Here is a 17824-nt window from a genome sequence, read left to right on the forward strand (position 1 = left end):
TTTTAAAGCCGCGACAGTACGGCGTCGACCTTGTTGGGGGTCATCTGCTTGTAGATGACGTCGTCTATCATCAGTGCGGGAGCCAACCCGCAGGAGCCGATACACCGCGCGATCTCAAGCGTGAAGCGCCCGTCTTCGGTGGTGTCGCCAAGATCCACATTCAGCGTCTTCAGCAGGTGGTCGACGATCCTCTTGCCGCCTCTGACGTAGCAGGCGGTTCCCATACAGACACGGATCGTATGTTCCCCGCGGGGGGTTACGGAGAAGAATGAATAGAATGAGACGACCCCCGAGACCTCCGAGAGCGTTATATCCAGCGAATCAGCGATGAAACGCTGCAGTTCAAGCGGCACGCAGCCGAAGATCGTCTGCGCGGCATGGAGGATCTGGATCAGATTCTCCGGTTTGTAGCCATACAGGTCCATTACGTTGTCGACCTTCTCATAGAGCTCGTAATCCTCCATTTGGGATATATACCGCTCTATGGCAGAATGTTCTTTCATCACGCCACACCTCCGTTTTTCTTGTAATATAAAGTTTCAAAAAAAGTGCCTTATGAAATCTTCTGACGAAAGTATAAAATATTGATGTGAAGGCAGCGTGACGGACGGGGGCCGCTGAAAAACTATTTTTTTATCACTTTTGAGTACGGCCTCTTTCCGGGAACACAAAAACTTCACAAAAGGCGGCCGGTGAAGGTATGGCCTACGGGTGGAAGGAGTGATTTTAATTACCGGCACGGCGTGCGGCGCGTGGCCCGAAGGAGGAACGGCAGATATTAATGTATCTTACAGCGGGGAAATTGTTATAAAATAGAGCCCTGAAGAGCGGAGGTAAGATGCGATGGATCACGAAGAGCTAAAAAAAATACGCGATGAGATAGACGTTACGAACCAGTCTTTGATCTCCCTGTTTGAGCGCCGCATGGAGCTTGTCAACCGGGTCGCTGAATATAAAAGAGAGCGCGGTCTGCCCGTTTTCGACGGGGCGCGCGAAAAAGAGGTCCTTGAAAAATGCGCGGCATGGGTGAAGGCACCCCACTACCGCGAGAGCTGTCTCTGGATGATGGCGCGCGTGATAGAGGCGAGCCGCCGCTACGAAAATAAAAAGATAGCGGAGCAAAAAGAGGCGGAGCCCCGCGTAACAGCAGCCTCCGCGCCCTGCCGCCGTGTCGGCTATCAGGGCGTCCCCGGCTCATACAGCCACCAGGCCCTGCGGAGCTATTTCGCGGGACGTGATGTCAGCGAGCGTAACTTCAAGCTCTTTGGCGACGTCGTCTCCGCCGTCATGAGCGGCGAGGTCGACTGCGGCGTACTGCCGATCGAAAATTCCTCCACCGGCGGGATACTCGAGGTCTACGACCTGCTGCGTAAGAACGACTGCCACATCGTCGGCGAAAAGATCGTGAAGGTGGATCACAACCTGATGGCGGTCAGGGGCGCGAATATGGCGGACATCCGCAGGGTCTACTCGCATCCCCAGGGATTCAGCCAGTGCGCGGAATTCTTCGCCCAACACCGTGATTGGGAGCTGATTCCCTACTTCAACACCGCGAAGAGCGCGGAGATGGTGGCGCTTGAGGGGGACCTCTCGAAGGCCGCCGTCGCGAGCCGCGAGGCTGCGGAGCTCTACGGCCTTGAGATACTGGCCCCGAACATAAATTCCAGCGCCAGCAACTACACCCGCTTCGTCGTTATCGCCGCCGCCGCGGAACGCGACGAAGAGGCCGATAAGATAACCGTCGTCATCGGGCTCCGCCACGAACCGGGGGCGCTGTGCAGGGCGCTATCCTGCTTCTGCGGCAACGGCCTCAATCTGACCAACATCGAGTCGCGACCGCTTGAGGGCGGCTCATGGGAATACTTCTTCCACCTTGATTTCAGCGGCCACCTGCGCGAGAAGAACGTCGAGAGGGCGGTGGCCGAGCTTGAGAAAAATACCAGCTATCTGAAGATTCTCGGCAACTACCGCGCGGACCGCGCGGGTTAAAGGAGCTATATCCTGTATTAACTGCCGGATCGCCTCAAACGGGGCTGGACTTATAAAGATATAAACGGCGTTTTAGCTTTGTCATGCAGGGCTTGATCCGGCATCCAGCGGCCTCAAAAGCCCTGGGCTCCGGCGCGGAGGCCGGAGCGGCGTGGCAGAGGCCGATTTACCATTTTTAGACGCGTTTTCCCTGTTTCGCGCCCCGTGCCGGATGGCTGCGGGGCGCGTTTTTTGCCGCGTGGGTGTATTTTAGACTGCGCGGTAGCCGCCCTTGAGCAGCTCTATTATCGAATCGAGGGCGTTTACCACCTGGCTCAGCTCTCCGTCGTTGCGCACCTCGTAGTCCGCGACGGCGCGGTAGGTGGGCAGGCGGTCGGCGTAGAGTTTGTATATCTGTTTTGGGTCGCCCGCGAGCAGCGGCCTGTTCGAGAGGTCGACGCTCTCCAGTATCTCCTCTACGGGGCGGTTGACGAAGAAGACGTAGCCGGTGCGCCGCAGCGCACGCGCGTTTTCCGGGCGCATCATCGTACCGCCGCCGGTGGAGATGACCGCGCCGCCGAGCGACGAGACCTTTTTCGACATCTCCGTCTCGGCGTCGCGGAAGTATTTTTCGCCGTTTTCCGCGAAGATCCTCGTGGTGTCTTTGCCCTCCTGCTCTTCGATGAGGGCGTCTGTATCGTAGTATTCCATGCCGATCTGAAGCGCGAGCGCCTTTCCGACGGCGTTTTTGCCGCTGCCCGGCATCCCCACGAGGACGATGTTGCGGCGCTTGCTCTTGTAGTTGCCGAGGATGCGCAGGAAGTCGCACTCCTGTTCGACGAGCGCGAGCGCCTTTTGGGTGTTGGCCTGCGCGATGTCTCCCGTGAAGTCGGTGAAGAATAGGTATTCAAAGTCCGCGCCGCCGACGGGGACGGATTCTATCTTGGAGAGGTTCAGGTGGTAGTCGGCGAAGATGCCGAGGACGCGCTGAAGCGCCCCCGCGCGGTGGCGGACGGTGAACGCCATGCTGACCTTGTCCCCGCCGGGGGATATCTCGAATTTATCCGTGAGGATCACGAAGCGCGTACAGCTGCCGGGGTTGTCGCTGATGTAGGGGGCGATCACCTCAAGCCCGTTCAGTTCGGCGGCGAAGCCCGAGGTGATGACCGCCTTGTGCGGCGAGTTTTCCTCGGCGATTTTTTTTACGCATTTAGAGGAGCTGAGGCTGGGAACGGCCTTGATTTCTGGATGGTCTTCAAGGAAGGCGCTGCAGCGCGCGAGCACCTGTTCGTGCGCGTGTATCTCCGTGATATCTTCAAGTCTTGCCCCTTTGGGGGCGGCGAGGCAGTCGTCAAGGCGGACGTTCTGTTCGCCCGCGATGTAGAGGCCGTATTTGTTTATCAGTTCGCGGACGCCGGGCATCGCCCCAGCGGTGTTTGATTCGAGGGGCAGCACGGCGTAATCAGCGTCGCCGTTTTTGACGGTGCGGCAGACTTTTTCGTAGGTGGAGCAGCCGCCGAAGCCGCCCGTGCCGAAGTAGGCCGCGGCGGCCTCGTGGCCGTAGGAGCCCTCGCCGCCCTTGTAGACGACGCGCGGGTTTTCCTTTCTCTTTGCCGCGCTGCGTATCATTTCGCGCAGCCATAACCCCGTGATGTTGTCGCCGGTGACCACTTTATGCTGCACGGCGCGGCTGTTTTCGAGCATCATACGCCAAAAGCGGCGGATGTACGGCACGTCGTCCTCGCGTTTCGCGAGCGATACCACGTGGTCGATTACGTTTTCTTCCTGCGCGGCGTCGGTGACGGGGATGTCCCTGTCCATTTTATATTCGGCGATCGTGCGCGCTATCTCCAGCCGCCGCTCTATCAGCTCCAGGATTTTTTCGTCAAGTTCTCGTATCTCTTCTCTGTATTCTTTCAGCATGATTTTTCCCCGTTTCGCATCTGGTATGGATTTTCCCGTAAGGTCACTGCCGCCGCCCGCACAGGCCGCGTATCCCGTATAGTTTCTGGACTGCCTCCAGCAGCGCGAGCGCGGCGGCGGCCTCGATCACCGGTACGGCGCGGTGGACGATGCAGGGGTCGTGGCGTCCGGGAACGACGAGTTTCGCGTTTACGCGCTCTTCCATGTCGACGGTGTCCTGCTCGCGGGCGATCGAGGAGGTGGGGCGCAGCGCGGCGCGGAAGAGCAGCGGCGCGCCCGTCGAGATGCCGCCGCTGACGCCGCCGTTGTTGTTCGTCCTCATCGACACCCTGCCGTCCGCCATTTCCATGGGGTCGTTGGCCGCGCTTCCCCGCATCTCCGCAAAGGCGAAGCCGGCTCCGAATTCGATGCCCTTCACGCCGGGGACGGCGAAGCAGGCGCGCGAGATGAGGCTCTCAAGCGAGTCGGCGCCGGGCTCGCCGATACCGGCCTCCAGGCCGAGGGCGGCGCATTCTATCAGGCCGCCGAGAGAATCGCCCTCTCTTTTGGCCGCGGCGATCGCCTCGCGCATTTTCTCTCCCGCGCCGTCGTCGATCACCGGCAGCTCTTTGCGCGCCGCCGCCCGTAATACCGTTTCGGCGGTTTTGTCTTTCAGGAAGCCACCATCCGTAAGCGGGATGTCGCGGATTCCGCCGATCGCGGCGATATGCGCTCCCACGAAGATACCGCGGGCCGCCAGCAGCTGCTTTGCCACCGCGCCCGCAAAGACGAGCGGCGCGGTGAGGCGTCCCGAGAACTGGCCGCTGCCGCGCATGTCCGCGAAACCGTCGTAACGCGCGGCGGCGGTGTAGTCGGCGTGGCCGGGGCGCGGAAAGCGTTTGAGCAGCGAATAGTCGCCGGAGCGCGCGTCGGTGTTTTTTATCATCGCGCAGAGCGGCGCGCCGGTGGTGAAACCGCCGCAGAGCCCGCTGAGCACCTCGGGAACGTCGGCCTCTTTACGCGCCGTGGAGATGGCGCTTTTGCCGGGGGCTCTGCGCCCCATCTCGAGGGATATCTCCTCCATGTCCAGCGTAACGCCGGCGGGGATGTCGTTCAGCAGGACGCCGATCGCCGGCCCGTGCGATTCTCCGAAGATTGAATATTTCATTATTGTGCCTCCTTATCCATTACAAAGCTGCCGCCCATCGCGCGGTATTCCTTCCAAAAGCCGGGGGCGCTCTTTTTCACGCAGTTTGCGTCGTCTATCGTAAGCTCCCCGCCGCATGCCGAGGCGGCGACGGCCAGGCTCATCGCGATACGGTGGTCGTTGTGGGCGCTTGCCGCGCCGCCGCGCAGGCCGCCGCCTCCGGCGACGGTGAGCGAGTCCGTACCCTCTTTTACCTCCGCTCCCAGCGCGGCCAGTTCGGCGGCCATCGCCGCCAGACGGTCGCTCTCTTTGATGCGCAGACGGGCCGCGTTGATAAGCCGCGTTTCGCCCTCCGCGCAGGCGGCGAGCACGGCGAGTATCGGAAAGAGGTCCGGGGTCTGCGAGACGTCGATCTCCGTGCCGCGCAGCTTTGAGGGGACGGCGTGGAGTTTATCGCCGGACCATTCCACGGTTGCCCCCATCCGGCGCAGCAGCTCCGCGATCTTTGCGTCTCCCTGTTTGCTCTCTTTTTTCAGGCCGGAGAGCGCCGCGCCGCCGCCGAGCGTTCCCGCCGCGAGCCAGAAGGCCGCGTGGCTGAAATCTCCCTCGACGGAGACGGCGGCGGGGGAGAAGCGCTGGTTTCCGGGAATGTTCAGCGCGCAGCCGCGTTTATTTTCCTCCCATTCGGCGCTGACGCCGAACTCCGCGAGCGCCGCGAGGGTGAGGTCTATGTAGCTTCGGCTCTCAAGCCGCGTGGTAATCTCTATGCGGGAGTCTCCGCCCAGCGTCGGGAGGGCGAAGAGCAGTCCCGAGATGAACTGGCTTGAGACGTCGCCGCGTATTTTAAAGAGGCCGGGGCGCAGCCGCCCGCACAGTTCGATATAGTCTTCTTTTTGGATAAATTCGATCTCCCGCTCCGCGAAGAGGCGCGCGTATTCCTCCTGAGGGCGGCTCAGCAGCCGTCCCCGCCCCGTGAACCGCCGCCGCCTTCCGTCGAGCGCCAGCGGGATGAGAAAGCGCAGGGTGCTTCCCGATTCGCCGCAGTCAAGGGGCGCCGTATCATTTGATACGCTTTTTTTTGAGCGTGTTGCGAGCATGTCGCCCTTCAGCTCCATTTCGCAGCCCAGCCCCCGCAGCGCGCGGCAGGTCGCCATTATGTCCTCGCTGAGCCCCAGGAAGCGGACCCGCGAATCTCCCGCGAGCGCCGCGCAGATCGCCAGCCGGTGCGACATGCTTTTGCTCGGCATGATCTTTATCTCTCCGGAGAGGGGCTTGGGGGTTATCGTCACGCTAACATTTTTCATCGGGCCGCCTCCTTTGCCGCCGTGTAAGGCGTTTTCAGATATTCTTCTTTGCGCCGTGTGGAGGAGGCGAGCGCCGCCGCCAGCTCACTTTGGTCTCCCGCCTCTACGAGTCTTCTCAGCACCGCAATGTTATCTTCCAGCTCCGCGAGGACGCCGCCCAGCGGGGCCGCGTTCATGGAGAAGAGCTCGCTCCACATCTCGGGGTTAAGCGTGCCGACCCGGGTGAGGTCGCGAAAGGAGCCGCCCTCGAATCCTTTGCTCTCAAAGAGCAGCCCGCTGTTCAGGATGGCGGCGGCGAGCACGTGCGCCATCTGGCTGGTGTAGGCGATCATCCGGTCGTGTATCTCCGGCGTCGTCTCGATGACGCGCGCCGCCCCCGCGTAGGCCGCCATCTCACGGAGCAGGGAGAGCGCCTCGCGCGAGTTTTTCTCATGCGGCGTGATGATAAAGTTGCAGCCCGTAAAAAGTTTTCCGTCGGAGGCCGCGTAGCCGGAACTCTCGCGTCCCGCCATCGGGTGCGCGCCAAGGAACTCCGCGCCTGCCGGCATTGACCTGCGCGCCTCTTCTATCAAGGGACCCTTGATGCCGGTCAGGTCGCTCCAGAGCGCGCCCTCTTTGGCGCGGCGGGCGCAGCCGCGCAGGAAGTCCAGCGCGGCGCGCGGATAGAGGGCGATCACGACGAGGTCGGCGTCGAGCGCCTCCTCAGCGTTTGTTTCATCCAGCACGTATCCGCTGTCTATCACGCCTTCGGCCAGCGCTCTCTCAAGCACCGCGGCGTTGGTCTCGACGCCGCAGATAGCGGCGTTCCGCCAGCCGCGCAGGGCCTTCGCGAGCGAGGCTCCCATCAGTCCCAGACCCGCGATGGTAATTTTGAACCCCATAAGTACCGCCTCTTTCCAGTTGCCGTCTTCCTCGTAAAATAAAATCACCCGGGGCCTTCGCTCCGGGTGAGATATCTTTTAAGACGGTTTTTATATATCACACAAAAGAGCTCAAGCCATAACAAATTGACTGCGGCTAAAATAATAGTCCCAGTTCCAGCCTGTAAAGTAAAAATAGGAGCTCTTAAGGTTTGTTGCCATCGATTTTTCTCCGTTTCCGCAAAAATCATTTCCCGTGTATTTAACACCCGAAAATATATTTTTGTCAATGCTGTGGCTGATTTTCCACTCTCCGGCAAAGAAAATGGCGGGTGCAGAATGCGCCCGCCATTTAGATACTACGATGTCTCCCCGGCGGGATTTAACCGCCGCTGATGTTGTGGATCACCTGCACATTTGCTCCGTCTGGAATCTTCGCCTCCGAATAGCGGCTCTTGTCAACGACATTGTCGTCGACCCATACGGCGAGCATCTTGAAGGTGAAATTCTTGTCGTCAAGAAGCTGCTGTACCGTGAGCCCCTCTCTCCAAGGCGATTTTTCTCCGTTGACGGTTATCATGCGCATAACTCTCCTTCAATATTAATCTTCGAATTCGTCCTCGGGCTTCAGATGCTTCTCAAGAAGCGCCACCACGTCGGGATAGTCTATACCAAGACGCTTCACCGTCGCAAGGGTGGGAATGCCGTTCTTGTTCCAGCCGCGGCGCTTGTAGACGGCCATCTTGAGCATGTGCCACTGTTCGCGGCGGTGCTTCTGGAGCAGATCGATCTTCTCCTTCACGGAGAGGCCGCTGATATCGACGCCGAATTCTTTGAGTTTCTCGTCAAAGTATTCGGGACGCGCGTTCCACTCGTCCTCCCACACGGGGCCGAGGCCGCGGTCCGGCGCTTCGTGGTACTTCGCCGTGCCCTTGCCCATGCGAAGGTTGAAGATGCGCTCGAAGTTGTAGACCTTCTCCGACTGTTCGATGAGGCCGTCGCGCGTCAGGTGTTTGCCGGTGATCGCCTCAAAGATGTCAAGGTAGTTCTGAAGGTGTTCGGGCACGCGGGCCGCCTCGATACCCTTGTACTTCATGCCGTTGTCGGCGGGTTCGATGTCGTTCCACGGCAGCTTGCAGAGGCCCTGCAGCGAGAACCAGAGACGGAAGTTCGGGAAGAAGAAGAGCGCCTCCGCCTTATCTTCGTATGTCGGGAGCTGCTTGTTGACCATGTCCATGAAGATGAGCCACGCCTCGTCGTGCTGCGGTCCCTTGAGGGTGAGGAAGTAGCCGCCCCACTGGGCGATCGATTCCTGGCAGCGGTACTCGGAGGCCTCGAGTCCCTGGCAGACCATGCCGATCTTCATCATTTTTTCCATGTCCGCGCCGTAATGCTCGGCGAAGTATTCACGCGCCACCTCGATGCCCTTGCCGCAGGCGATCGCGAATTCGTCTTTGCCGTATGCGATGCGGTGGATGAGCTCCATGATGTCGGCCTTCTGTCCGAAGTTGAGGTCCAGGCCGTGCGTGTGTTCCTTGTTGATCAGTCCCAGCTCGAAGCATTCGCAGACAAAGGCGATGCCGGTGCCGAGGGAGATGGTGTCAAGGCCGTAGTGGTCGGCGTAGAAGTTGGCCTCGATCGTCCAGAGCGGATCGAAGATGCCGAGGTTGGAGCCGAGCCCCGCCGCGGTCTCATATTCGGGGCCGTCGACGATGACCTCTTTGCCCTTCCAGGGACCGGTCTGGAGCGGGAAATGGTCAACCGCCTTCGCGCAGGCGAGCGAGCAGCCGTACCAGCAGCCGTCCGCCATTCCCTGCGTGAAGAGCTTTATGTAGGATTCGGAGCTGATGTTGTTGATATCCTTGTGACGGCCGAACTTATAGTTGTTGACCGGCAGCAGCGTATAGTCGTCCATGATCTCGGTAAGGTGGGCCGTACCGGCGGAACGCATCTTGCACTGTTTGTCGTCGAGGTCGTGGATACGCTTGTGGAGGCTTGCGCCGGCGCGCTGGATCGCCTTGATGTCCACGGGATCGTTTTCCAGCCCCGTGAAGTGCGTGCGCTTCACGACGAGCGCGATGACGCCCTTGTTGTGGAGAACCGTACCGCCGCCGCCGCGCCCGGCCTGCTTCAGACGCACGGCCTTGCGGCGCACGTCGTAGAAGCTGAAGTTCATGCCGGCCCAGTAGCTTGTGCGAGCGCCGATGCCGCTTGAAACTACGGAGATGGTGCGCTTGTCGGCCTCGTCCTTCGCGAAGTACTCGTGGAGCTCCTCCGAGACGGCGTAGGCGTTGATATCCTCAAGCGTGGACTCGAATATCTGTACCTTGTTGTTGTCGCCGTCGATAAAGACGACTACGGGACGGTCGGCCTTGCCCTGCAGCTCAAGCGCGTCGAAGCCCGAGAACTTGAGGAAGGGGGCGAAATAGCCGCCGGCGTTGCTGTTATAGGTCTGCTTGGTGGCGGGGGAGAGGAACACGGAGTAGCATTTGCCCGCGCCGGGATACTGCGTGATGCCGCAGAAGGGGCCGCCGGCGATGACGATCTCGTTCTCCGGGTCGTCCCACTTTGTCTTTTCCGTTACCGCGTCCCAGAGCAGCTTGAGGCCGAAGCCGCGGCCGCCGGTGAATTTTTCTATCATATCCTCGGAGACGGGGCGTTTCTCAAACTTATAGTTGCCGTCTTTATTGCCGAGGCCGATGTAAAGTGTCTCTTTTGAATAGCCGTGGTGTATCTTTGCGGGCTCGAATGACCACTCCGCCAGAAGTTTCATCGGTGCGTTTGCCATATCTTTATTCTCCCTTCTATGCCTTTGCCGGTACGTTTACAAGCTCAAGAGCTCCCGTGGGGCACTTGCGCGCACATATGCCGCAGGCGATGCACTTGAAAGGCTCCGTCTGCTTGTCTCCGTCGAAGAACATCGAGGCTGACGGGCAGAAGCCGACGCACATCAGGCAGGAGGTGCACTTGTCCTTGCGGACCTGAACCACTCCGTTGGCGTCGCGCTCAAGCGCCTGTGTCGGGCAGACGCCGATGCAGGCGCCGCACTGCGAGCAGATATTGATATTGGCAAAGCCAGCCATGTTATCGACTTTGACCCTCGACAATTCCGGTGAGTTTTCCTTGAAATATGCTTTTGAGCACGCCTCAGTACATGCGCCGCACTGGACGCACTTCTCAGCGTTGACTTGCATGATTTTCACACAAAATCCCTCCACTATATTCAATTTTTTTAAGACCGCCAAAAGCCGAAGAGACCTTTGACAATCTTCCCCAATATGAAAATTTTATCACAACCCCACCCTCTTTTGGGTGATATTGCTCACTTTTGTTCACGCTAAAATTTGTAAAATTGAGACAAGAGCGCCGGATTTGCCGCCAACACCGCGATATGCCGGCCACGGGCAGCCACGCATGACGAAATTTACCGGAAAAATGCCGAAAAGCCTTGCCAAATTCGGGGATTATTGATAGAATCACCTACGTTGTACGAAATGAGTCAGGGTGGCGGAACTGGTAGACGCGCTAGATTCAGGATCTAGTGAGCATTAGCTCATAGGGGTTCAATTCCCCTCCTTGACACCAACTTTATACAAACCGACGACGCTTTTAGCGTCGTTTTTTTGTTGTATTTGAACGGGAGCGGGGGCATCTATCGTAAGGTAAGGTAAGCGTCAACACTACTGTTTCTCGGAGATCGGCGAGAACGGCAATGTCGTTGAAACGCCAGCTCCATTGACTCGCGCAAGTAAAGACGGACAGGTTTTTGATCGGTTGGACTTTACGCAATGGTTTGAGTCCCTGAGCGGAGCAGGTCAGGAAAAGTACCTCGGTGTCGGTTGGTGGAATCTATACAAAGACGGCAAGATAATATTTTTTAGCCTCATAAACCAGAACGGGCGAGGGCTGACGATAAAAGAGCTCTATCAGATGTTAGCCAAGGACTTGACTTTACAAAATATAAGATTACAGAATGAAAAGTTTACTCAATATTTGCTCTCGACAGAAAACAAAGTCGGCAAGAACAAAGCACGGGTATTCAGCACCGCGCTGGGGTATAATATTATTGGCAAGAGTTGAAGAAGGCTATACAACGCGGGTTGGATGAAAATCCAACGATGAAAAGATACACTAATACGATGGAGTATGGCGATAAGTACAACGCAGCAATCAGTATCACATGGCCGAATCGAATGGCGCGACAAAATAGTCACTACAGCTTGGATAAAGAGATTCGGAGAGATCCATTTTGATTTCATCCAAGGCCATTTTAGAAAAGGAGGCGAAGAAGCAATGAAAATCAACCTGTACGATGAAGTAGAGCTAGACGATGGCCGTACTGTTGTTGTAGTTGCAAATGACGTCCCCGGGTTTCTTTTGTGCGAAGATGAATCAAGGGCGGAAGAAGAGACGGAAGCCGGCGAAGATCGAGATTGGGTTGTCAGCGTGCCCATTTCCGCCGTGAAGCGAGTGTTGGGCAGGCAGCTCATTGCTGGGGATTTGTTTGTATGATGTTGTTGCGAGCCCTTGGCACAATCTAAAATGACAGGCCCGGCTTTGGCCGGGCTTTTTGTCTGCCTTTAAGCGGGTAAGCGGCGGCGACGCCGCGGCGGTTTTCACCAGAGTATTGACGGAAGAAAAAAAGATGGTATAATACCTTCTGTTGGCCGGGGTGGCGGAAAGGTAGACGCACGGGACTTAAAATCCTGCGAACGCAAGTTCGTGCGGGTTCAAATCCCGCTCTCGGCACCACAATTTTAACGTCGCGGGGTGGAGCAGTACGGAAGCTCGTCGGGCTCATAACCCGAAGGTCATAGGTTCAAATCCTATCCCCGCAACCATTTTTTTGGCGCTGTAGCTCAGTTGGCTAGAGCATTCGGTTCATACCCGACAGGTCACTGGTTCAAGTCCAGTTAGCGCCACCAGAAATAATCGGCCTCTCAGAGATGAGAGGCTTTTATATCAAAAATTTTCGGGGCGTAGCGCAGTCTGGTTAGCGCGCTTGGTTCGGGACCAAGAGGTCGGAAGTTCAAATCTTCTCGCCCCGACCAGTAATTTCAAGGGTTCAGACGTTTTCGGCTGAGCCCTTTTTGTGTGCCTGTATCCTCTATGTATCCTAGAAGATTATAAAACTAAAAAATCACGGACGATATAATCGATGAGACGGGCTATCGAGAAAAAGGGACTCAATGTATTAAAGATTAAAGAGAAACTCCTCCGATAAATTTATTGGTGTACTTGAAGTACAAGGAACTTCGTTCCCTTCTTGATTGCTGCTTTGGTAAACACTTAGTACGAACTTTTCCGAATCAGTTTTAGGAGGGTGCTCTCTGATGAACCTATCGATATCAATGCCATTTAATAAAAGATTATATGTATCCTTCGAAATATAGTAATTATAATTATTGCCGATATTAAAACTTATGGCATCTCCTAGTACTCGATATATGTTTCTGGTAGAAATAATATTTAGCATGTAATCCTTTATAATTTTTGTTGATTTCTCGTAATGAGCTAATAGTCCTATAATGTTATGAAAGTGATAATTTTCATTCAAGTATAAATCTATTTTTTTAGAGACAATAGTATCACACATATTTTTATATAACTCTTGTATTCGCGTAAGATGAGTACCATTATCTCTTTCCATATTTCGTAGAATTTGGTAAATAATCGCTATTTTTGAATATGCCTGGCTTACCTTTAGAATAAAATCTTCTATCTCTGTTAAATTAAGTTTATTTAATAAATTAGAAATAATTAAAATGGCACGTCTTCTTGCGCTAAAATAAAAAAATCCGCTAGAATCATCAACATAATACATGCACTTAAAAAAAGTAATAGCTGTTGATAGTCTTTTTTGGGGAGATATCTTTTCGATAAAAAGATGAAAGTATTCAAAATAAAGCTTTTGCTTGTCGCTGTTCATATCACTAATGTTAATGTCGGGAAAAATAGCGTCATTGTTTATTTTATAAATATAATTAATTACATTATTTCTTATGTCTATAAAATCGTTGGTTAAATACGAAAAATAAAGGTCGAAATACCTTGCACTACATATTCGTACATTTTCTGCAACCTCCTCAGTATCACGCTCTGGCTGGACTCGATCGAATTGACTGTTCGCGGAAAAATCTTTGCTGGTATTAGGAAACATATCACTCAGAAGATTTATATATAACTTGTTTTCTGATTTGTTATTCAAATCAGCAAAAAAAGTTGAAGCGTCTTCTTGAAATTCCTCTGATGCTAATTGAGCGCTATATATTTCTTGATCATCAATACCATCATGAGAAACAAAGAATATTTTATGCTCGTAAATTTTTTGGTACAATTCTCTATTGCAATATTTTATATACTCTAGCCCTAGTAGATCTGGTTTATACAGATGTGTTTCATTAACCATAGGTGTATATAGTATGGAGTTGATAAGTCTTTTGAAATTTCGCATATTGTTGATATTGCTACTGATACAGTTTATCAGCAAATCGTAGTTTTCCATTTTTTCAGGTTTGTTTTCATAGGCAGACAATATATTTCTTAGACAAGTAGAATAAATACCCTTTAGATTATTGGTATTAGGTGTATCAAGTTTAACTATCATATTAATGATTTTTTCAATATATCTTTTGTCGATTTTTAATTCACACTCAAATATCTTTGATATTTGTTCTGGGTCATATGATAATACGTAAATAGTCCTTTTGAAGTCAAGAATAAGACTCAATGCTTTAAATAAAAAAACAATATTTTCTGGTTCAGATCGATCTAGATCATCTATAAAAAAAACAATTACTTTATTATTGTTTTCTAAGTACCTGTTGATTTCTGCTTTTATATCATTAATTCTATTGCTGAGCCCATGTTGTGAGCAAAATAGTGTTTTTATAATGCTACTTGTCCTATTAGAGGACAAAAATTCGCTAATATTTGCTATAGACTTTCTGCTTTGCAAAAAACTATAATTTATACCAGAAGCTTCTAGAATAGAGTCGAACATCCCTAATAAAAATGCTTCTTGATTTTCATAAAGCCATGGAGAAAATTTATCAACGATAACATATTCATAATGTTCGCTATTATTTTCTTTTATCCCGTCTTTAACAATATTTATGATTGTTGTCTTTCCACTTCCCCATTCCCCTTCTAAACCAATTACATATGAAAGGTCTGGCTTACTATATGTAATTGCGTTAAATAGGCTGTCTATGATATGTCCACGGTTTAGTAAATCATAATGCACATCTCTCTCTTCCACTAAAATAGGAACGTTCGTATTATCTGCCTTTATAAAATTATTCCTGTATATATCACATATATCATAGAAAGTTGATTTATATTCTTCTGACTGCATTCTAGTAAAATAAAATGCTATGATTCTTGCGAGTATCACTAATGCTAATAAAATAATGAGAACAATTACAATATATATTTTACACCCTTGATATCCTATAAATTTTAGTAATATGGAATATTCGACTAAAACTAAGCATAAAACAAAGAGATAATAGTCTATCAGAACAATAGATGTGACAGACAGTGCCTTTATAACTTGATGTTTAACAAGTAGAATTACTATGATGGAAAAGGTAATAATAAGTAATATTATCTGTATATTTAAGGAAAAAATTGCAATATAATGAAAATATAACCTTGAGAGTAGGTTTAATTCATCGGCTATAATTAATAATGCAAAGAATGTTAAAGATGTCATTATGCATGAAAGCTTCTTATTTTTAAATGTTAATGAAAAATAATTTTTAATTGAGCTGATGGAATACATAATTATATCGCCTTTCTAAATAGAAATATAGTTTGCCTAAGTAAACGGCAGGCGTGGAACCTTTTATAAAACCGATTTTATCAGATCATTTTACCATTTTGTCATGAAAGATGATTTGTTGGAGGACGATAAATGCGGAGTCGGTTTCGGTTTTTCTTGTGAGGTGTATAAGATACGGAGATAGATCTGGGCGTGCAGTAAACGGAAATTGCTTGATTCCCATAGTTCTTGTCGCTCCTTTTTGAGTATACAGGTTTCTGGCTACGTGTTTCCGTTATTTTACTAGGTCCGGTTATTTTTATATTTTGGGGGTGCTTTTATCATCTGATTGTTATTTATCAGACGTGGCACTATGGCTACAATACCAATGTCTATATCGCCTTTATTCTTTCGCTGGGCTCGCTATTCACAGCTCGCTGACAGGCAGCTAGAATGTTTAAGAGCATTCTGCGGTCGTAGTCTAGGATAGGTTTCTTTATATTGTCCAGATAAACTCTTATCTGTGCCTGGAGGACGATGATCTCTGGAAATGACATGTGCTCGATATTGGTGATCTGGAGCTTAGTAGGCTGATCTTGACTGCCTTTTGTTAAAGACAACATATCAGTCGATATCGCTTTTGTATTTATGGGCAGATCTCCGCCTTCAGGAGTAAACCAATAGGAAATATCGACTCCCTTTTTTTCAACAAGCAACAGCAACAAAGAAATAGTAGGCTCCCTTTTGCCGTTTTCCAAGTAGCTCAAGTGATTTTGCGAAATGCCTATAATACTTGCAAAGTCTTTTTGAGATACCTTTTCACGTATTTTTTAAAGTAATCTCCGAATTTCAAAATCCTCATCATACTTAAGAGTATATATTTCTTTACCAAAATTCCTAATCACTATTTGTGATATATATTTCGTATTGGGGGTGATCAAATGGCTTTTAATTTTGTTCGACTTAAAAACTGGCAGAGGGAAAACAGATATACACAAGTTATCGCATCTCAGGTATTGGGGATGTCACAGAGCTATTATGCAACATTGATCGCAGGAGGAAAGTCACCTAGTTTTAAAACATTAGAAAAGATATGTTCTAAAACAGGCTATAACCTTAACGATTTCTATATCTCAGACGAAGAAGCCTTGAGGCTTAAGGCAAAGATGTAGAGCGAGAGGCCTATCCGAAAAGGGAGATCCGATAGTGTTTTGTCCGGAGAGAAGGGGCGTTGATGGGAATTGAAGAGATATGCGCTGAAGCTGTTGCACGGGAGGTTAAGACGGCGATGCCTGAGATCCTTTGTGCTATCGAAAACGCGATAAGGGAGGAGGCTCGCGCCCACCTCCTGGAGAAGCAGAAGGATGACGAGCCGCCGGAGGTTTATTACTCTACGTCTAGCATAAGTAAAGTAGCAAGACGTTGGTATTACTGTAATTAAGGCGTATTTTCCTGTATCATAATCTTATGAAAGAGCTTATACGGGAACTGGAAGGGTTGAAGAATAAATATGCGGAGCTGGAGAAGAAGGTCGCTTATTATGAAGAGTGCCTTAGGCTGAGTCGTCACAGGCAGTATGCGAGTTCAAGCGAGAAGAGCGATGCTGATTCCCGTCAGCTTCTTCTTTTTGACTAGACGGAAAATGAGTCTGGCGTCAAAAAGCCAGAACCCACAATTTGTGAGATAACATATACAAGAAGAAGCTATAGAGACAGATCAAAGCCGGATGATGATTTTGAGGGTCTTCCCTCAGAGAAAGTGGAATGCACTCTTTTGGAAGATGAGCAGCATGTCCGGAATGCGGCAGCAAAATGCATCTTATAGGATACGATGAAAGACGCGAGATAGAGATCACCCCAGCCAGCGTAAAGATCGTGGTCCATGCTCAGGGAATATACGGCTGCCGCTGATGAGAGAGAAACACGCACATTCCGATAAAAAAAGCTGAAATTCCTGCTTCCGTGATAAAGAGAAGCATCTCCTCCGCGTCGTCTATAGCGCACATCATGACACAGAAATACATGCAGGGAGTACTATTCGCCAGGAGCTCTCGTTCATGAATAAGGGAATAAAGCTGAGCAGACAGACGATGGCAAACTGGATTCTTCGTGCTGGAAAAGAGTGGCTGTACCCCTATATAATCAAATGCGCCGTAAACTTCTGGAAGAAGAGATACTCCATGCGGACAAAACTAAGATACAGGCGCTGCGGGAACTTTAAAAGGCCTCATGTACCAAATCCTACATGTGGCTGTACCGTACCGGAAAATACTCCGCTTATCCCGTGTCTTATTTCAATACCGGAGATCTGTTCAAGCTCACACCCCATAAAATGCCTCAATGGTTTCAGAAGCTATTTACACACAGACGGCTATGCAGGATATGGCAAACTCGGTGCAGATATTCGCCGCTGTGGCTGCTGGGCTCATGTGAGAAGAAAATTTCACGAAGGGATACAGGCGGTCCCACAAGAAGAACAACCGACATGCGCATCACATAAAGGACTTGAATACTGCGACAGACTCTTCGCTCTTGAACGTGACTATGCAAAACTGACGCCGGAAGAGCGCCGTGTCAAAAGGCTTGAACAAAACAAGGCAATAACGGAAGCTTTCTTAGCGTGGGCCTCGAACACCCCTGCCCTTCCAAAATCTGTCCTCGGAAGGGCTTTGTACTATGCCATTGAACAGAGGCCGTTACTTGAGACCTCAAACTTGGCGCGTTATGTAATCTTTTTTGTTGTGCTGAACTACGATAAAATATGGAATTTTCAGAGGATTGGGGATTGTAAAGTTTTCTGTCTTCAATTTTAGAGATTATCCCCGATTCTGTGTAACCCACGAAGAAGTCGTAGAATATATCTAAGACAAACGGAGGGT

16 protein-coding genes, 5 tRNA genes and 1 pseudogene are annotated in these 17824 nt (G+C 51.3%); 12 read left to right on the plus strand and 10 right to left on the minus strand.

The window, feature by feature from the left end; translation table 11 throughout:
- Positions 1-2: 2 nt before the first annotated feature.
- Positions 3-503 (minus strand): NADH-quinone oxidoreductase subunit NuoE family protein, encoded by a 501-nt coding sequence (locus BED41_RS05435; protein ID WP_066743860.1) that lies wholly within the window; start codon positions 501-503, stop codon positions 3-5.
- Between the two features lie 340 nt (positions 504-843).
- On the opposite strand from BED41_RS05435, the gene pheA reads away from it, so the two are divergent.
- Positions 844-1989 carry a prephenate dehydratase gene (gene pheA / locus BED41_RS05440; protein ID WP_066743862.1) on the plus strand — a complete coding sequence of 382 codons (1146 nt, stop codon included), beginning with the start codon at positions 844-846 and terminating at the stop codon, positions 1987-1989.
- 249 nt (positions 1990-2238) lie between these two features.
- On the opposite strand, the gene BED41_RS05445 is transcribed toward pheA, so the two are convergent.
- From BED41_RS05445 to BED41_RS05475, 7 genes are all read right to left on the minus strand, one after another.
- Complete coding sequence (locus tag BED41_RS05445) at positions 2239-3891, minus strand: prephenate dehydratase domain-containing protein (RefSeq protein ID WP_066743865.1); 1653 nt, start codon at positions 3889-3891, stop codon at positions 2239-2241.
- 43 nt (positions 3892-3934) lie between these two features.
- On the minus strand, positions 3935-5038 hold the full coding sequence (gene aroC / locus BED41_RS05450; RefSeq protein WP_066743867.1) for a chorismate synthase: 1104 nt from the start codon (positions 5036-5038) through the stop codon (positions 3935-3937).
- The gene (gene aroA / locus BED41_RS05455) at positions 5038-6321 is read right to left on the minus strand and encodes a 3-phosphoshikimate 1-carboxyvinyltransferase (protein WP_066743869.1); all 1284 of its coding nucleotides are present in this window, start codon (positions 6319-6321) and stop codon (positions 5038-5040) included. Before aroA ends, aroC begins: the two co-directional genes overlap by 1 nt.
- A complete protein-coding gene (locus tag BED41_RS05460) occupies positions 6318-7250 on the minus strand; it encodes a prephenate dehydrogenase (protein ID WP_066743871.1) in 933 nt (310 codons plus the stop codon). The genes aroA and BED41_RS05460 overlap by 4 nt, the downstream gene beginning before the upstream one ends.
- A gap of 313 nt (positions 7251-7563) precedes the next feature.
- Positions 7564-7761: a sulfur carrier protein ThiS gene (gene thiS, locus BED41_RS05465; RefSeq protein WP_066743873.1), complete on the minus strand. Its 198-nt coding sequence runs from the start codon at positions 7759-7761 to the stop codon at positions 7564-7566.
- 21 nt (positions 7762-7782) lie between these two features.
- Positions 7783-9969 carry an aldehyde ferredoxin oxidoreductase family protein gene (locus BED41_RS05470; RefSeq protein WP_084002271.1) on the minus strand — a complete coding sequence of 729 codons (2187 nt, stop codon included), beginning with the start codon at positions 9967-9969 and terminating at the stop codon, positions 7783-7785.
- A gap of 16 nt (positions 9970-9985) precedes the next feature.
- Positions 9986-10375 (minus strand): 4Fe-4S binding protein, encoded by a 390-nt coding sequence (locus tag BED41_RS05475; protein ID WP_229712430.1) that lies wholly within the window; start codon positions 10373-10375, stop codon positions 9986-9988.
- 304 nt (positions 10376-10679) lie between these two features.
- On the opposite strand from BED41_RS05475, the gene BED41_RS05480 reads away from it, so the two are divergent.
- The 7 genes from BED41_RS05480 (at position 10680) to BED41_RS05510 (ending at position 12232) form a co-directional block, all read left to right on the plus strand.
- Positions 10680-10766, plus strand: a tRNA-Leu gene (locus BED41_RS05480).
- Between the two features lie 150 nt (positions 10767-10916).
- Positions 10917-11261, plus strand: coding sequence for a DUF6883 domain-containing protein (locus BED41_RS05485; protein WP_157102268.1), 345 nt, complete (start codon positions 10917-10919; stop codon positions 11259-11261).
- Between the two features lie 66 nt (positions 11262-11327).
- A complete protein-coding gene (locus BED41_RS16400; protein ID WP_157102269.1) occupies positions 11328-11693 on the plus strand; it encodes a hypothetical protein in 366 nt (121 codons plus the stop codon).
- A 154-nt stretch (positions 11694-11847) separates the two neighbouring features.
- Positions 11848-11933: transfer RNA gene (locus BED41_RS05495), tRNA-Leu, on the plus strand.
- A 12-nt stretch (positions 11934-11945) separates the two neighbouring features.
- A tRNA-Met gene (locus BED41_RS05500) sits at positions 11946-12022 on the plus strand.
- Positions 12023-12029: 7 nt separating this feature from the next.
- Positions 12030-12106 (plus strand) — tRNA-Met (locus tag BED41_RS05505).
- Positions 12107-12154: 48 nt separating this feature from the next.
- Positions 12155-12232 (plus strand) — tRNA-Pro (locus BED41_RS05510).
- Between the two features lie 143 nt (positions 12233-12375).
- On the opposite strand, the gene BED41_RS05515 is transcribed toward BED41_RS05510, so the two are convergent.
- Both BED41_RS05515 and BED41_RS05520 read right to left on the minus strand, forming a co-directional pair.
- Positions 12376-14967 (minus strand): P-loop NTPase fold protein, encoded by a 2592-nt coding sequence (locus BED41_RS05515; RefSeq protein WP_066743880.1) that lies wholly within the window; start codon positions 14965-14967, stop codon positions 12376-12378.
- Positions 14968-15338: 371 nt separating this feature from the next.
- On the minus strand, positions 15339-15773 hold the full coding sequence (locus BED41_RS05520; RefSeq protein WP_084002272.1) for a helix-turn-helix domain-containing protein: 435 nt from the start codon (positions 15771-15773) through the stop codon (positions 15339-15341).
- A 114-nt stretch (positions 15774-15887) separates the two neighbouring features.
- Between BED41_RS05520 and BED41_RS05525 the strand changes: the two genes are divergently transcribed.
- From BED41_RS05525 to BED41_RS05535, 4 genes and pseudogenes are all read left to right on the plus strand, one after another.
- The gene (locus BED41_RS05525; RefSeq protein WP_066743882.1) at positions 15888-16118 is read left to right on the plus strand and encodes a helix-turn-helix domain-containing protein; all 231 of its coding nucleotides are present in this window, start codon (positions 15888-15890) and stop codon (positions 16116-16118) included.
- A gap of 62 nt (positions 16119-16180) precedes the next feature.
- Complete coding sequence (locus BED41_RS05530) at positions 16181-16387, plus strand: hypothetical protein (protein WP_066743885.1); 207 nt, start codon at positions 16181-16183, stop codon at positions 16385-16387.
- A 358-nt stretch (positions 16388-16745) separates the two neighbouring features.
- Positions 16746-16856, plus strand: a pseudogene (locus BED41_RS16095) (IS66 family transposase zinc-finger binding domain-containing protein); the annotation flags it as partial.
- A gap of 146 nt (positions 16857-17002) precedes the next feature.
- Positions 17003-17758 carry an IS66 family transposase gene (locus BED41_RS05535; RefSeq protein ID WP_066743887.1) on the plus strand — a complete coding sequence of 252 codons (756 nt, stop codon included), beginning with the start codon at positions 17003-17005 and terminating at the stop codon, positions 17756-17758.
- Positions 17759-17824 lie beyond the last annotated feature (66 nt).

Origin of the sequence: Cloacibacillus porcorum, assembly GCF_001701045.1 — a bacterium.
Classification (GTDB): domain Bacteria; phylum Synergistota; class Synergistia; order Synergistales; family Synergistaceae; genus Cloacibacillus; species Cloacibacillus porcorum.

Bases quoted from the DNA above. Each gene is read 5' to 3' on its own strand.
- BED41_RS05435 (WP_066743860.1), bottom strand. From the start codon at position 503: ATGAAAGAACATTCTGCCATAGAGCGGTATATATCCCAAATGGAGGAT.
- BED41_RS05470 (WP_084002271.1), bottom strand. From the start codon at position 9,969: ATGGCAAACGCACCGATGAAACTTCTGGCGGAGTGGTCATTCGAGCCC.
- BED41_RS05535 (WP_066743887.1), top strand. From the start codon at position 17,003: ATGAATAAGGGAATAAAGCTGAGCAGACAGACGATGGCAAACTGGATT.
- BED41_RS05445 (WP_066743865.1), bottom strand. From the start codon at position 3,891: ATGCTGAAAGAATACAGAGAAGAGATACGAGAACTTGACGAAAAAATC.
- pheA (WP_066743862.1), top strand. From the start codon at position 844: ATGGATCACGAAGAGCTAAAAAAAATACGCGATGAGATAGACGTTACG.
- BED41_RS05525 (WP_066743882.1), top strand. From the start codon at position 15,888: ATGGCTTTTAATTTTGTTCGACTTAAAAACTGGCAGAGGGAAAACAGA.
- BED41_RS05475 (WP_229712430.1), bottom strand. From the start codon at position 10,375: ATGCAAGTCAACGCTGAGAAGTGCGTCCAGTGCGGCGCATGTACTGAG.
- BED41_RS05515 (WP_066743880.1), bottom strand. From the start codon at position 14,967: ATGTATTCCATCAGCTCAATTAAAAATTATTTTTCATTAACATTTAAA.
- BED41_RS16400 (WP_157102269.1), top strand. From the start codon at position 11,328: ATGGCGATAAGTACAACGCAGCAATCAGTATCACATGGCCGAATCGAA.
- aroA (WP_066743869.1), bottom strand. From the start codon at position 6,321: ATGAAAAATGTTAGCGTGACGATAACCCCCAAGCCCCTCTCCGGAGAG.
- aroC (WP_066743867.1), bottom strand. From the start codon at position 5,038: ATGAAATATTCAATCTTCGGAGAATCGCACGGGCCGGCGATCGGCGTC.
- BED41_RS05530 (WP_066743885.1), top strand. From the start codon at position 16,181: ATGGGAATTGAAGAGATATGCGCTGAAGCTGTTGCACGGGAGGTTAAG.
- thiS (WP_066743873.1), bottom strand. From the start codon at position 7,761: ATGATAACCGTCAACGGAGAAAAATCGCCTTGGAGAGAGGGGCTCACG.